Annotated in this window: 17 protein-coding genes; 15 read left to right on the top strand and 2 right to left on the bottom strand. The window is 57.4% G+C overall.

From position 1 onward, the window contains the following. Positions 1-4 precede the first annotated feature (4 nt). Genes ccoO through ccoP form a run of 3 tightly spaced genes read left to right on the top strand, consistent with a single transcriptional unit; the run spans position 5 to position 1,812 of the window. The gene (gene ccoO / locus ACR0JX_RS19470) at positions 5-733 is read left to right on the top strand and encodes a cytochrome-c oxidase, cbb3-type subunit II (protein WP_480545445.1); all 729 of its coding nucleotides are present in this window, start codon (positions 5-7) and stop codon (positions 731-733) included. Between the two features lie 12 nt (positions 734-745). Beyond that, positions 746-952 (top strand): cbb3-type cytochrome c oxidase subunit 3, encoded by a 207-nt coding sequence (locus ACR0JX_RS19465; RefSeq protein ID WP_480545444.1) that lies wholly within the window; start codon positions 746-748, stop codon positions 950-952. Beyond that, positions 949-1,812: a cytochrome-c oxidase, cbb3-type subunit III gene (ccoP, locus tag ACR0JX_RS19460; RefSeq protein WP_480545442.1), complete on the top strand. Its 864-nt coding sequence runs from the start codon at positions 949-951 to the stop codon at positions 1,810-1,812. The genes ACR0JX_RS19465 and ccoP overlap by 4 nt, the downstream gene beginning before the upstream one ends. Positions 1,813-1,962: 150 nt before the next feature. On the opposite strand, the gene ACR0JX_RS19455 is transcribed toward ccoP, so the two are convergent. Continuing rightward, a complete protein-coding gene (locus ACR0JX_RS19455; RefSeq protein ID WP_480545440.1) occupies positions 1,963-2,121 on the bottom strand; it encodes a hypothetical protein in 159 nt (52 codons plus the stop codon). Positions 2,122-2,222: 101 nt separating this feature from the next. Here ACR0JX_RS19455 and ACR0JX_RS19450 point away from each other — a divergent pair, with 101 nt between their 5' ends. From ACR0JX_RS19450 to rplA, 10 genes are all read left to right on the top strand, one after another. After that, on the top strand, positions 2,223-3,101 hold the full coding sequence (locus ACR0JX_RS19450; protein WP_480545438.1) for a LysR family transcriptional regulator: 879 nt from the start codon (positions 2,223-2,225) through the stop codon (positions 3,099-3,101). 100 nt (positions 3,102-3,201) lie between these two features. Then, positions 3,202-4,629 carry a cytochrome c oxidase accessory protein CcoG gene (ccoG, locus tag ACR0JX_RS19445; RefSeq protein ID WP_480545436.1) on the top strand — a complete coding sequence of 476 codons (1,428 nt, stop codon included), beginning with the start codon at positions 3,202-3,204 and terminating at the stop codon, positions 4,627-4,629. A gap of 2 nt (positions 4,630-4,631) precedes the next feature. Next, positions 4,632-5,090 (top strand): FixH family protein, encoded by a 459-nt coding sequence (locus ACR0JX_RS19440; protein WP_480545434.1) that lies wholly within the window; start codon positions 4,632-4,634, stop codon positions 5,088-5,090. 16 nt (positions 5,091-5,106) lie between these two features. Next, positions 5,107-7,272: a heavy metal translocating P-type ATPase gene (locus tag ACR0JX_RS19435; RefSeq protein ID WP_480545432.1), complete on the top strand. Its 2,166-nt coding sequence runs from the start codon at positions 5,107-5,109 to the stop codon at positions 7,270-7,272. A 6-nt stretch (positions 7,273-7,278) separates the two neighbouring features. Beyond that, a complete protein-coding gene (gene ccoS, locus ACR0JX_RS19430; protein WP_170533173.1) occupies positions 7,279-7,437 on the top strand; it encodes a cbb3-type cytochrome oxidase assembly protein CcoS in 159 nt (52 codons plus the stop codon). A 101-nt stretch (positions 7,438-7,538) separates the two neighbouring features. Beyond that, positions 7,539-7,736: a preprotein translocase subunit SecE gene (gene secE / locus ACR0JX_RS19425; protein WP_170533170.1), complete on the top strand. Its 198-nt coding sequence runs from the start codon at positions 7,539-7,541 to the stop codon at positions 7,734-7,736. Positions 7,737-7,928: 192 nt separating this feature from the next. Then, positions 7,929-8,462, top strand: coding sequence for a transcription termination/antitermination protein NusG (gene nusG, locus ACR0JX_RS19420; RefSeq protein WP_170533167.1), 534 nt, complete (start codon positions 7,929-7,931; stop codon positions 8,460-8,462). Between the two features lie 430 nt (positions 8,463-8,892). Next, a complete protein-coding gene (locus ACR0JX_RS19415; protein WP_480545430.1) occupies positions 8,893-9,486 on the top strand; it encodes a DUF2189 domain-containing protein in 594 nt (197 codons plus the stop codon). A gap of 238 nt (positions 9,487-9,724) precedes the next feature. Next, positions 9,725-10,174, top strand: a complete 450-nt coding sequence (gene rplK / locus ACR0JX_RS19410) for a 50S ribosomal protein L11 (RefSeq protein WP_010440985.1) — start codon at positions 9,725-9,727, stop codon at positions 10,172-10,174. Between the two features lies 1 nt (position 10,175). Further along, complete coding sequence (gene rplA / locus ACR0JX_RS19405; RefSeq protein WP_353009213.1) at positions 10,176-10,874, top strand: 50S ribosomal protein L1; 699 nt, start codon at positions 10,176-10,178, stop codon at positions 10,872-10,874. A 65-nt stretch (positions 10,875-10,939) separates the two neighbouring features. Here the strand turns inward: rplA and ACR0JX_RS19400 are convergent, their stop codons facing one another. Next, positions 10,940-11,899, bottom strand: a complete 960-nt coding sequence (locus tag ACR0JX_RS19400) for an aminoglycoside phosphotransferase family protein (RefSeq protein WP_480545428.1) — start codon at positions 11,897-11,899, stop codon at positions 10,940-10,942. Positions 11,900-12,310: 411 nt separating this feature from the next. On the opposite strand from ACR0JX_RS19400, the gene rplJ reads away from it, so the two are divergent. After that, on the top strand, positions 12,311-12,829 hold the full coding sequence (rplJ, locus tag ACR0JX_RS19395; RefSeq protein ID WP_170533156.1) for a 50S ribosomal protein L10: 519 nt from the start codon (positions 12,311-12,313) through the stop codon (positions 12,827-12,829). 79 nt (positions 12,830-12,908) lie between these two features. Beyond that, complete coding sequence (rplL, locus tag ACR0JX_RS19390; protein ID WP_353009219.1) at positions 12,909-13,286, top strand: 50S ribosomal protein L7/L12; 378 nt, start codon at positions 12,909-12,911, stop codon at positions 13,284-13,286. Positions 13,287-13,471 lie beyond the last annotated feature (185 nt).

Below are 13,471 nucleotides of genomic sequence, written 5' to 3'. Positions count from 1 at the left end.
AGCAATGGCAATTCTTGACAAACATAAGATCCTCGAGACCAACGCGACCCTGCTGCTGATCTTCAGCTTCCTGGTCGTAACCATTGGTGGCATCGTTCAGATCACCCCGCTGTTCTATCTTGAGAACACCATTGAAAAGGTGGAGGGTATGCGCCCTTACACCCCGCTCGAGATGGCAGGGCGTGAGATCTACATCCGCGAAGGCTGCTATGTCTGCCACAGTCAGATGATCCGCCCCATGCGGGACGAGGTCGAACGCTATGGCCATTATTCGCTGGCGGCCGAGTCGATGTATGACCATCCGTTCCAGTGGGGGTCGAAGCGCACCGGGCCTGATCTGGCCCGCGTGGGTGGCCGTTACTCGGATGACTGGCATGTGCGCCACCTGCGCGATGCACAGTCGGTGGTGCCGGAATCGGTGATGCCGAAATACGGTTTCCTTGAAAACCGCAAGATCGACGGTGAATACATTGGTGACATCATGGCGGTGAACGCTGTTGTTGGAACGCCCTACACCGAAGAGATGTTGGAGAACGCAGTGGCGGACTTCCGCGCTCAGGCCGATCCGGACAGCGATTTTGACGGGTTGCTGGAGCGTTATGGCGACAAGGTCAACGTGCGCAACTTCGATGGTCAGCCCGAACTGACCGAGGCTGATGCGCTGATCGCTTATCTGCAGATGCTGGGCACGCTCGTCGATTTCTCGACCTTCACCCCCGCAGCAAACCGGTAACAGGAGGGTAGGATGGAAGAATACACACTCCTACGGCAATTCGCGGATAGCTGGATGCTATTGCTGCTCTTTGCTTTCTTCGTTGGCATCGTGGTCTGGGTTTTCCGGCCCGGCGCCAGCAAGGAATACAAGGACACCGCAAACATCCCCTTCCGGCACGCTGATGCACCTGCACCGCAGCAAGACGAACCCGCCACATCCAAGGAGGCGCGGCAATGAACAAGACACCTGATAAACAGCCGGGTGATCCAAACACAACCGGCCATACCTGGGATGGCATTGAAGAGTTTGACAACCCGATGCCGCGCTGGTGGCTGTGGACCTTCTATGCCACGATCATCTGGGGTGTGATCTACACGATCATGTACCCAGCATGGCCACTGGTTCAATCCGCCACCGCAGGCGTCATGGGTTGGTCATCCCGCGAAGAGGTGCAGAAGGAACTGGTTGCTTTTGAAGAGGCCAATGCGCCCTGGAACGTGAAGCTGGTGGAAACCCCGCTCGAGGATATCTCGAAAGATGCCGAGTTGCAGCAATATGCCGTCAACGCAGGCAGCGCGGTGTTCCGCACCTGGTGCGCACAGTGTCATGGTTCGGGTGCGCAGGGTGCAACCGGCTTCCCCAACCTGCTGGATGACGCATGGCTGTGGGGTGGAACTTTGGAAGACATCGAAACCACAGTCAGCTACGGCATCCGTAGTGAGGAAAGCGATGACACCCGTTGGTCCGAAATGCCGGCCTTTGGTGAGCTTCTTGAAAAAGAGGAAATCACCCAAGTGGTTCAATACGTCATGTCTCTGACCAACGCGCAGACCGACGACGCGGCAGCGCAAGCTGGCAAGGTTGTGTTCGAAGACAATTGCTCGGCCTGTCATGGTGAGAATGGTCAGGGGGATGTCTTCCAAGGTGCCCCGAACCTGACCGATGCGATCTGGCTTTATGGCGGAAGTGAGGAGGCCTTGACCGAAACGGTGACATATAGCCGATTTGGCGTGATGCCGCCGTGGGATACCCGCCTGACCGAAGCTCAGATCCGTGCGGTTACGGCCTATGTCCACCAGCTGGGTGGCGGTCAGTAAGCATACAAGAATACCTGCAGGCAGTGCGCTGCCCGCAGGTTCAGGCACCGGCTGCTCGATCTGTTCGCGCGTTTCCTGAGCGGCCGGTGCTTGTATCTGGTGAACAAGGCTGCACTCGGCAGCGGTTCGCTCACCTTATCTTTGCGCGTATCAAAGATTGCCCAGATCCACATCGCGCGGGTTCTTGATCCACCAGTGACTTTCTGGCAGCCAGCGACGTTTGCGGTCGCCTTGCTTTGGTGCGTCTTGGATGCGCGGCGTATCTATTCGGGTCGCAGTCATAAAAGAACGGGCATAAACATTCAGCATGGTTTCTCTCCTGTGCGGAAGCATTTCTGAGAATAGAGATTGACCTTTGACGCGCTGAATGCCACTCAATTACCATTCCAACATGTAAGTATGGATTACATATGGATTGGCTTTCTCTTCCTCCGATGGCCTCACTCAGGGCTTTTGCTGCCTTTGCTGAAAGGCGGAATGTGAGCGATGCCGGTGCCGCGTTGAACGTCAGTCATGCAGCAATCAGCCAACAGCTTCGCGTGCTTGAAAAACACCTTGGTGTTGTGCTTTTAGATCGCACTGGAAAGGCGTTGACCCTGACTTCTGAAGGCGAGCATCTGGCCCGCGCCCTGCAGCTTGGGTTTGGGTCAATCAGTGCTGTTGTAGAAGATCTCATGCGGTCGGGCGAGGCGCGCCCGGTTCATGCGTCTTTGACACCTTCATTCGCCGCATCGTGGTTGATGCCACGCTTGCCCGCGTTTCAGGCCGACTACCCTGATATCAACTTGGCTATCGACCCTTCACCACATCTCGTCACCCTTGCGCCCGGCGGGGTTGATGTCGCAATCCGGTACGGCGCTGGAGGGTGGCCGGGTGTAGATGTTGAGATGTTGCTAAAAACACCTTTTGTCGTCGTGGCAGCGCCTGCTTTGTTAGGGGGCAAAGTCAAGTGGACGCCCGAAGAGCTGAGCCAGTTGCCCTGGTTGGAGGAACTTGGCACCACTGAGGCCAGCAATTGGCTGGCCAAACGGGGTGTAGATCATCCCCCGTTGGCGGGTCGTTTATCCTTGCCAGGCAATCTGCTGTTGGATGGTCTTCGCGCCGGGCAAGGAGTGACGGCCACGGTGCGACATTTCGTCGAACAGGATATCCGCGCCGGGCGCCTGGTCGAGCTCTATGCCGAGCCAGAAAGCAGTGGATACCATGTTTTAACGGCAAAAACACCGCTTAGACCGGCTGTTAAAACCTTTGTTCGTTGGTTGAAGCGACAAGCTGGCGCAGCCCAATAAAAGATGATTGTTCGATGCGCGTTTTGACCCATGTCAAAGTTTGCACCGACGTGATCTGAGAAAACACGCGAGCCAAAGTGCCAATTCTTGGAGCCAGCCAGTGAGCGATTCCGACCCCGCCCCCAGCTTATATGCCGCACGAGAACCTATCTTTCCGCGGCGCGTATCCGGACCATTCCGCAACCTGAAATGGATCATCCTGATCGTGACCTTGGGGATCTACTATTTAACCCCATGGATCCGGTGGGATCGTGGCCCCAGTTTGCCGGATCAGGCGGTGCTGCTGGATTTGGCCAACCGGCGCTTCTATTTCTTCTGGATCGAGATCTGGCCGCATGAGTTCTATTTTGTCGCGGGCCTGCTGATCATGGCTGGGCTTGGACTGTTCCTGTTCACCTCGGCCTTGGGTCGAGTCTGGTGCGGTTATGCCTGCCCGCAAACCGTGTGGACCGACCTGTTCATCCTGGTCGAACGCTGGATCGAGGGGGATCGGAACGCGCGTTTGCGCCTGCAACGACAAGAGAAGCTGGATTTCCGCAAAGCACGCCTGCGCCTGACCAAATGGGTGTCTTGGTTCCTGATCGGCCTGCTGACAGGCGGCGCTTGGGTGTTCTACTTTGCCGATGCGCCAACCCTGCTGCGCGATCTGGTGACCGGCAATGCGCACCCGGTGGCTTACACAACCGTGTTGATCCTGACCGGCACGACCTTCCTGTTCGGCGGCTTTGCGCGCGAGCAGATTTGCATCTATGCCTGCCCCTGGCCGCGCATTCAGGCGGCAATGATGGACGAGGATACTCTGGTCGTTGGCTACCGAGAATGGCGCGGTGAGCCGCGCGGCAAGGGCAAGCGCACGGCCGACTCCGAGTTGGGCGATTGCATCGACTGCATGGCCTGTGTGAATGTCTGCCCCGTTGGCATCGATATCCGCGACGGCCAGCAACTTGAGTGCATCACCTGCGCGCTTTGCATCGATGCCTGCGACGACATGATGGCTAAGATCGGCAAGCCGCGTGGTTTGATCGACTATATGGCACTGAGCGATGAACCACGCGAACGCGAAGGCCATCCGCCCAAGAGCGTTTGGAAACATATCCTACGGCCGCGCACCATCATGTACACGTCACTTTGGTCTGCTGTCGGCTTCGCCTTGCTGTTCGCGCTGTTTATCCGGTCCGATATTGATCTGACCGTCGCTCCTGTCCGCAACCCGACCTTTGTGACATTGTCTGATGGCACCATTCGCAACACCTATGATGTGCGCTTGCGCAACAAACATGGCGAGGATCGGTTGTTCAGCCTGTCACTTGCTGGCGACCCAAGCATGCGGATGGAGATTGAGGGCACAAACCTGCATACTGTAAATGTGACGGCGGATACGGCACAGCTGGTTCGGGTTTATATCGTGGCTTCGGGTGACACCGGCCCCGCCGGTGCAGACACAACGCCGGTTCGGATTTGGGTCGAGGACATCACCAACGGCGAGCGTGCTTACAAAGACACCACGTTCAATGGACGAGGAAATTGATCATGACAGAACGCAAGTTTACGGGAAAACATGCACTGGCCATATTTGTGGGTGCTTTCACCGTCATCATCTCAGTCAACCTGCTGTTGGCCTATAGCGCGGTTAAGACCTTTCCGGGGTTGGAGGTAAAGAACTCCTACGTCGCCAGCCAGAACTTCAACGAACGCCTGCAAGAACAGCGAGCCTTGGGGTGGGACGTGCGCGCCGAGACCAAGGGCGGGCTATTGATTCTGCACATCACCGATGCGACCGGCGCGCCGGTTCAGGTTGCAGAACTACAGGCCGTCGTGGGCCGAGCAACCCATGTAAAGGATGATTTCTCGCCCGAGTTCACCTTTGACGGCTTCGCCTACGCAACACCGGCTGCTTTGGGTAAGGGAAACTGGAATATCCGGCTGGTGGCCCGCGATCATGCGGGCGCAGAGTTTGCTCAGCGCGTTCCACTCTACGTGAAAGGCTGACAGTGTGACGGCGCAAATGCCTTCTGGTGCGGCAGGTTGTCCCGGGTGCATCGCAACCCCGGCTGAACCGGCGCGCCCGATCCCCGAGGATGTACAGATTGCGCTGTCACTGCCGAGCATTCACTGTTCGGCCTGTATCGCGAATGTCGAGCGTGCACTGAACGCACATCCAGGGGTCGAGGATGCGCGCGTCAACCTGACCCTCAAACGCGCGATGATCAAAGCCGCGCCCGAGACGCGGGCCGCGGACCTGATCCCGGTTCTGGAACGCGCCGGATATGAGGCGCATGAGCTGGACTCCGGTGCCCTGTCTGCAACCAGCGCGGATAAGGCGGGTCGGGATCTGTTGATGCGGCTGGCGGTGGCTGGCTTTGCTTCGATGAATGTCATGCTGCTGTCAGTTTCGGTCTGGTCAGGTGCCGCGGATGCGACGCGCGACATGTTCCATTGGATTTCTGCTGCCATCGCCTTGCCAGCTATTGCCTTTTCGGCACAGCCCTTCTTTGCCAATGCTTGGAGCGCCTTGCGTGTTCGACGCCTGAACATGGATGTGCCGATCGTGCTGGCGATCCTGCTGGCCCTTGCGACATCGCTTTGGGAAACGGCGCTGAGCGGGAAACATGCTTATTTTGATGCTGCGCTGACGCTGACATTCTTCCTGCTGGCCGGACGGTATCTGGACTACCGAACCCGTGCGGCGGCGCGCTCGGCAGCTGAGGAGTTGACCGCGCTTGAGGTGCCCCGCGCCATTCGTGTCATTGATGGGGTTGAGGAAGAGGTTGCCGTTTCAGAACTGACCGTGGGTGATCTGATCCTGGTTCGCCCCGGTGGGCGGATGCCAGTGGACGGTCAGATCGTTTCGGGCCAGTCCGAATTAGACCGCTCTTTGCTGACGGGTGAAACCTTGCCTGTCTTTGCCGAAGCCGGCCAAACCGTCAGCGCGGGCGAGGTCAACCTGACCGGCCCCTTGACCATTCAAGCCTCTGCTGTGGGAGAAGACACTTCACTCCACCGTATGGCCGATCTGGTTGCGATCGCAGAATCCGGTCGGTCTCGGTACACGTCGCTGGCCGATAAGGCTGCCAAGCTTTACGCGCCGGGGGTTCACATCCTTTCGGCGCTCAGCTTTTTGGGGTGGTATATCTATTCCGGCGATCTGCGCATTGCGTTGAACATTGCTGCGGCGGTGTTGATTATCACCTGTCCCTGCGCCTTAGGGCTGGCTGTGCCAGCGGTGACGACAGCCGCCTCAGGCCGGTTGTTCCGCAAGGGGATGCTGATCAAACATGCCACCGCATTGGAACGTCTGGCCGAGGTTGACACGGTTGTCTTCGACAAGACCGGCACGCTCACCTCAGGCGCGCCCGAACTGACCAATCTGGGCGACCATTCCCGCGCCGATCTGGAAGTCGCGCTGGCACTGGCCGAGGCATCGGCCCATCCGCTATCGGTCGCATTGGCACAGGCAGCGCGGGCTGCGGGTGTCAAACCTGCCGGGGTGAAGGATATCGTTGAGGTGCCGGGTTACGGCACCGAAGGTCAATATCGCGGTCAGCGGGTTCGCCTGGGCCGGGCGGCTTGGGTGGGGGCTGAGCAAGGGTCCGAGACTTCAGCGTGGCTGTCGGTCGGATCAAATCCCCCCAAGGCTTTCAACTTCTCAGACACGCTACGGCCCGGAGCGGCAGAGGCGGTCAAAGCATTTGCGAGGACTGGAAAGCAGATCATGCTGATCTCGGGCGATTCCAAAGGTGCTGTTGAGGCCTTGGCCAACAAGCTGGGCATCCAAAACTGGATCGCCGAGGCGCTGCCGCAAGACAAGGCCCAGCGTATTCAGGAGCTCAGTGATCAGGGTCGGCATGTGCTGATGGTCGGTGATGGCTTGAACGACACGGCCGCGCTGGCTGCGGCGCATGTCTCGATCTCTCCGGCTTCGGCGTTGGATGCCGCACGCGTCGCGTCAGACATCGTTTTGCTGGGCACCGATCTGTCGCCCATCGCGGACGCTTGCGATACCGCCGTCAAAGCCACCAAACGGATTCGCGAGAACTTCCGCATCGCCACCGTCTATAATGTTATCGCAGTCCCGCTGGCCGTTGCTGGTTTGGCGACGCCACTGATAGCGGCCTTGGCGATGTCGACCTCGTCCATTACCGTATCCCTGAACGCCCTGCGGCTGAGGTAACCTCGAATGGAAGTGCTCGCCTATCTGATCCCGATTTCCCTTTTTCTGGGCGGCGTTGGCTTAGTTGCGTTTGTTTACACGGTCCGTTCGAACCAGTACGAGGATCCCGAGGGCGACGCCCGCCGGATTCTCAGCGAGGAATGGGACGATAAGCCCAAGCCGTAACCGCGTCGCATCGACCAAGCAGAGTTGATCCGAACCGCCCTTGAAATTGCCGCAATGCCCAGCTATGTCCGGCCTATCCGCTAGCAGAGAGACCAAGCCACATGGCCACCACCAACCCGATCCAGTTCATTCAGCAAGTCCGTGCCGAAGTTTCCAAGGTCGTCTGGCCGACCCGGCGTGAGGTGCTGTTGACCACGGTTATGGTGTTCATCATGGCCGCCCTGACCGCTGCCTTCTTTGCGCTGGTCGATCTGGGCATTCGCGGGGGTCTTCAGCTGGTGCTGGGCGCGTTCAGCTAAGGCAGTTTGGGCGGGTGGAAACACCACTGCCCCCTTGCACAGCACGGCGTGTCAGAGTAGGTGACATGACTATTCGGAATGGGCGTGCGGCGAATCAGGTTGCGCGCCGCTTTTTATTCCGGGTCACGCAATTGAATTTCAACGCGGGGCGCGCGGCTTGCCGCCTCGGAGCTAAACAAGGACGACAGGTTCATGGCGAAACGGTGGTACTCGGTCAGCGTTCTTTCGAATTTCGAAAAGAAGATCGCAGAGCAGATCCGCACGTCGGTGGCTGAACAGGGCCTTGAAGACGATATCGACGAAGTGCTGGTGCCCACCGAAGAGGTGATCGAAGTGCGTCGGGGCAAGAAAGTCACGACCGAGCGTCGGTTCATGCCGGGCTATGTTCTGGTGCATATGGAAATGTCCGATCAGGGCTATCACCTGATCAACTCGATCAACCGCGTCACCGGCTTCCTCGGTCCTCAAGGCCGCCCGATGCCGATGCGCGACGCCGAGGTGAACCAGATCCTCAACCGCGTTCAGGAGGGTGAAGAAGCGCCCAAGCTGATGATCACCTTCGAGGTGGGCGAGAAGGTCAAAGTCAACGACGGCCCGTTCGAGGATTTCGACGGTATGGTCGAAGGCGTGGACGACGAGGCGCAGAAGCTGAAAGTGTCTGTTTCGATCTTTGGCCGCGAAACCCCGGTCGAGCTGGACTTCACGCAGGTTACGAAGCAAAGTTAACGTCTCTTTTGGGTTCGATTCCCCGAGCTGAGCTAGACCACCAAGTCATTCAATAGCAGCAAGGCAATTCTGGCTGCTATATACTCTTCTTGTGCCAGAGGCTCATCTGCTGCTAACTTGTTGTCAAGCAAAAGACATCTGTCTCGCCGCCTGGCTAGCTGGATAGGCAGACCATTCAGACACTACGGTTTGGGAGGAGTTTGTTATGGCACCCAGTGCCAACGGTTCCACATCACCGAAAAATCTGACACCGCAACAAGAGGACGTGCCCGAGGTCAATCGTCTAACAAAGGATGATATTACCGCTTCGCTCAGAGCGGGGTTTTCTGACTTTCTCGCGCGCCCCCTCATGAGCGGTTTCTTTGGCCTTTTCTATGCGGTTTTCGGAATCCTATTTGTTTGGTGTCTGGTCTGGCTTGGTAAGATTTGGATGATTATTCCCGCAGCCATAGGCTTCCCGCTGGTCGCGCCGTTCGCTGCAGCTGGGCTCTATGAGATGTCCCGACGGCTGGAGAAGGGAGAGGAATTCAGCTGGTCTGACATCCTCAAAACCATGGCCAATCAGCGCAATCGTGAAATGGGCTGGATGGCATTTGTTACGTTGTTCATTTTCTGGGTCTGGACCTACCAGATCAGGCTTTGGCTAGCGATCATTCTGCAAAATGCATCATTCTCTGACTTTGAAGGGTTTATAAATTCGGTATTCTTCACGCCACAGGGTTGGACTTTCCTTGCAATTGGCACTTGCGTCGGAGCCTTTCTGTCAGCCGTTTTGTTCTCGGTTACCGTCGTCGCGATGCCGATGCTGCTCGACCGCGAAACAAATTTTGTTTCCGCGATGCTTACGTCCATTCGCGTTGTCACCGAGAACCCCGTTGTCATGTTAGGCTGGGCAGCGATCATTTCGATTACCATGTTGTTGTCTTTGGTTCCGGCATTTCTGGGTCTTATCTTTACTCTGCCGATCCTTGGCCATACCACGTGGCATCTCTATAAGCGGGCTGTGTCACCATCTGAGATATGAGATCCTTCGCAATAGGCAAAGAAACCCACCTGAGCAAAACTTGCCTTTAGGTTTGATCAAGTGGGGAGAATTCAGGATGCCACCCACTTGCCAACCCATACATTCCCCTATAAACGCCGCCTCTATCGTCTTCGGGCGAGATTCTCTCGTGGGAGGTTGCTGGGATCGCGATCCCGGGCCGGACCACGCAACATAAACCGGGTGGGACGCGTCCCACCTACGTTGAAAGGAAAACCAAATGGCCAAGAAGCTTGCTGGTACAATGAAACTGCAGGTTCCTGCAGGTCAGGCGAACCCGTCGCCGCCAGTTGGTCCGGCGCTGGGTCAGCGCGGCATCAACATCATGGAATTCTGCAAGGCGTTCAACGCCAAGACCGCAGACATGGAGCCCGGCGCTCCGTGCCCGACCGTGATCACCTATTATCAGGACAAGTCCTTCACCATGGACATCAAGACGCCGCCCGCGTCTTACTACCTGAAAAAAGCGGCTGGTCTGAAGCCGGTTGGCAAGCGGAACCGTCCTCGCGGCGCGGAAAACCCCGGTCGTGAGACCGTGGCAACCGTGACCTCGAAGCAGGTTCGCGAAATCGCCGAAGCCAAAATGAAAGATCTGAACGCCAACGACGTCGAAGGCGCAATGCAGATCATCCTGGGCTCGGCCCGCTCTATGGGCATCGAGGTGAAGTAAGATGGCAAAACTCGGTAAACGTACCCGCGCTGCGCGCGAAGCTGTCGCTGGCAAGGAAAACCTGTCGGTTGAAGAAGCTGTTTCCCTGGTCAAAGGCAACGCGACCTCGAAATTCGACGAGACCATCGAGATCGCTCTTAACCTGGGCGTCGATACCCGTCACGCGGACCAGATGGTTCGCGGCGTCGTCGGTCTGCCGAACGGCACCGGCAAAGCGATGCGTGTTGCGGTATTTGCGCGTGGCCCCAAGGCTGACGAAGCAAAAGAAGCTGGCGCAGATATCGTTGGCGCAGAAGACCTGATGGAAACCATCCAGGGCGGCACCATCGAATTCGATCGTTGCATTGCAACCCCTGACATGATGCCCATCGTTGGCCGTCTGGGTAAAGTTCTGGGCCCTCGCAACCTGATGCCGAACCCCAAGGTCGGCACCGTGACCATGGACGTGAAAGCAGCCGTGGAAGCAGCCAAGGGTGGTGAAGTTCAGTTCAAAGCGGAGAAAGGCGGCGTTGTGCACGCCGGTGTTGGCAAAGCGTCGTTCGAAGAAGCCAAACTGGTCGAAAACGTCCGTGCCTTCATCTCGGCTGTGGCTAAGGCCAAGCCGTCGGGCGCTAAAGGTACTTACATGAAGAAAATCGCGCTGAGCTCGACCATGGGCCCCGGCGTGACACTGGATGTGGCAGCTGCGTCGGGCGAATAATCCCACTGCATCTAGCCATCAGTAACAAGACCCGGGTGGTGCAAACTGCCCGGGTTTTTTGTGTGCTACAGGAAAATCTGTTTCAGGCGCGCTTCTAACAGATTGCGCTTGCGCTCTTCAAACTGGCTGCAAATGAAGTCTGGCCGCCAGAGGCGTAGCCAGTCTTTCAGCAGGCGTCCACGCAGGCAGCAATCCAGGATCTCGATATCGATTGGGTGGCGGTAGAGTTTGAAGAACATCTGTTTGTTGGTCTTGAGCATACCGCTCCGGTCAACCTCCTCCTGAGTGGCGCTGCGAAAGATGTCGGCTTTCACAAAATCGACGATGTCGTAGACGGCCAGCTTGTCCCGCGCCTCGGTGAAATCGAGGCCGATGGTGGTGCCCTGACCCATAATCAGGTTGAGCCCGTGGTAGTCCCCGTGCGAAAACACCCGCAGATCAGGCCGGTTTCGCAGCCGTGCGGCCTCGGCGAGAAACGTGTCGACCATGGGTTGGCTGATCGGGGAGATATGATCCGGAACAAGGGTCGATAACTCGAGGATGTTGTCGGTCATCCAGCGGGGCCGGAACGCGTATTGAACTGGCTTCTGCAGGCTGTGAAGATGATGCAGCCAGGCACCTGCGCGGCGATAGACCTGCGCAACCTGTTTGTCATCGTCGCTGTTATAGATCACATCGACGGCGGTGGGTCGGTCTACATACTCAGTCACCATGTAGGCGCCGCCGGGGGCTAAAAAAACAGGCCGTACGACGCGGCCGGATTCGTGTCCTTTGAAATGGTCGAAGACCCGGTTGAGTGTTTCGAACTCTCTGCCCAGACGCCCCGATTCAGGTGAGATGGTATCGATCTTGAGGGCAAAGTCTTGACCTGGTGTTTCGACCTTCATCACCAGCCGGGATCCCGGAAACCCGTGCGAGCGATAGACGCATTCCAAGCCGGTGATGCGGTCGTTTAGTTGGTGTCGAGCAAACTCACTGGCGAAGCCCGATGCCATGTCGTATTCGGAAATCGTGAGTGTCGGCATCGTCTGGCGTTTATGCGTTGTTTGTCTGAGCGTGTTCGGCGCGTCCGACAAGACAAGAGCGTGAGTCCTGTGTCAATGGTTCGAGCTTAGGTGGCAGAGGTTAACGATAGGCGCGATTGATTGCGCGGACGTGCAATTTACCTCTTGGAAACTGGTCGCGTCTGCCCTAAGTAGACCTGCGGAACAAAGCGTGCGATTCGTCGTGCGCTTTCTTTCGTTTCGTCCAAGACGGTGGGTGGTGTCATCTGACCCCTTAATTTCCTGCCTGAGACGGGTAAGACCAAAGAATTCTGAGGGTCCCACCCTCGGGCGCATTTTGGCCAATCCCGTAACAACGGACCTGAACGCCGGGGGCTTGCCCGCGGCAAATATGAGCCGGGGTGAGGTATCGCCCCTAACTTGGAGAGAACTGTGGATAGAGCCCAGAAAGAGAAAGTGGTCGAGGAACTCGGCCAAATCTTCGAAAGCTCTGGCGTCGTAGTGGTTGCCCACTACGCCGGTCTGACAGTTGCCGAGATGCAAGACCTTCGCGCACGTGCTCGTGACGCGGGTGGTTCCGTGCGTGTTGCCAAGAACAGGCTCGCCAAAATCGCCCTTGAGGGTAAGCCGTGTGAAAACATGGCCGACCTGCTGACAGGGATGACCGTTCTGACCTATTCCGAGGACCCTGTGGCAGCTGCCAAAGTGGCCGAGGACTACGCCAAAGAGAACCAAAAGTTCGAAATTCTTGGCGGTGCAATGGGTGAGAACGCTCTGGACCGGGCTGGTGTTACAGCCGTGTCGAAAATGCCGTCGCGTGAAGAGCTTATTGCTACGATCGCTGGTATGCTTGGCGCGCCTGCTTCGAACATCGCCGGTGCAATTGGCGCACCTGCAAGCAACATCGCAAGCATCCTTTCCACCATCGAAGAGAAGGCGGAAGCTGCGTAAGCGGTTGGCACTGAATGATCTGCGTAGGGAAAACTCCCTGACGTTGGAACACACACTGTAAACGGAAAGAGCTGATACAATGGCTGATCTGAAAGCACTCGCAGAAAGCATCGTGGGTCTGACCCTGCTGGAAGCACAAGAACTGAAAACCATCCTCAAAGACGAGTACGGCATCGAGCCCGCAGCTGGCGGCGCCGTCATGGTCGCAGGCGCAGCTGGCGATGCCGGCGGTGCAGCTGAGGAAGAAAAAACCGAATTCGACGTCGTTCTGAAGAACGCCGGCGCTTCGAAAATCAACGTGATCAAAGAAGTTCGCGGCATCACCGGTCTGGGCCTGAAAGAAGCCAAAGAGCTGGTCGAAGCTGGCGGCAAGATCAAAGAAGGCGTGGACAAAGCCGAAGCCGAAGAGATCAAAGGCAAGCTGGAAGCAGCTGGCGCCGAGGTCGAACTGGCCTAAGTCAGTCCGCTGGCACATCGCTGATGTGCCTGGAAATTTGGCTGGGTCCGGAGAAATCCGGGTCCAGCCGAACCTGTCTTAGAAAGGGCCTCAGGATGTGGGGTGTTTTCTAAGACACGGTTTTCGGATCGGGAGGCCGCCTTCGGGACGGTGGCCACGAATTGATCCGGACGTGTTGTCTCGAT

Source organism: Ruegeria sp. AH7 (assembly GCF_056541325.1).
The sequence above is the reverse complement of the archived record's forward strand: the minus strand, read 5'-3'. Positions and strand labels throughout refer to the sequence as shown.

Bases quoted from the DNA above. Each gene is read 5' to 3' on its own strand.
- ACR0JX_RS19440 (WP_480545434.1), top strand. From the start codon at position 4,632: ATGACAGAACGCAAGTTTACGGGAAAACATGCACTGGCCATATTTGTG.
- rplL (WP_353009219.1), top strand. From the start codon at position 12,909: ATGGCTGATCTGAAAGCACTCGCAGAAAGCATCGTGGGTCTGACCCTG.
- ACR0JX_RS19465 (WP_480545444.1), top strand. From the start codon at position 746: ATGGAAGAATACACACTCCTACGGCAATTCGCGGATAGCTGGATGCTA.
- ACR0JX_RS19415 (WP_480545430.1), top strand. From the start codon at position 8,893: ATGATTATTCCCGCAGCCATAGGCTTCCCGCTGGTCGCGCCGTTCGCT.
- ACR0JX_RS19400 (WP_480545428.1), bottom strand. From the start codon at position 11,899: ATGCCGACACTCACGATTTCCGAATACGACATGGCATCGGGCTTCGCC.
- nusG (WP_170533167.1), top strand. From the start codon at position 7,929: ATGGCGAAACGGTGGTACTCGGTCAGCGTTCTTTCGAATTTCGAAAAG.
- ccoP (WP_480545442.1), top strand. From the start codon at position 949: ATGAACAAGACACCTGATAAACAGCCGGGTGATCCAAACACAACCGGC.
- rplA (WP_353009213.1), top strand. From the start codon at position 10,176: ATGGCAAAACTCGGTAAACGTACCCGCGCTGCGCGCGAAGCTGTCGCT.
- ccoO (WP_480545445.1), top strand. From the start codon at position 5: ATGGCAATTCTTGACAAACATAAGATCCTCGAGACCAACGCGACCCTG.
- ACR0JX_RS19455 (WP_480545440.1), bottom strand. From the start codon at position 2,121: ATGCTGAATGTTTATGCCCGTTCTTTTATGACTGCGACCCGAATAGAT.
- rplK (WP_010440985.1), top strand. From the start codon at position 9,725: ATGGCCAAGAAGCTTGCTGGTACAATGAAACTGCAGGTTCCTGCAGGT.
- ACR0JX_RS19450 (WP_480545438.1), top strand. From the start codon at position 2,223: ATGGATTGGCTTTCTCTTCCTCCGATGGCCTCACTCAGGGCTTTTGCT.
- ccoS (WP_170533173.1), top strand. From the start codon at position 7,279: ATGGAAGTGCTCGCCTATCTGATCCCGATTTCCCTTTTTCTGGGCGGC.
- ACR0JX_RS19435 (WP_480545432.1), top strand. From the start codon at position 5,107: ATGCCTTCTGGTGCGGCAGGTTGTCCCGGGTGCATCGCAACCCCGGCT.
- secE (WP_170533170.1), top strand. From the start codon at position 7,539: ATGGCCACCACCAACCCGATCCAGTTCATTCAGCAAGTCCGTGCCGAA.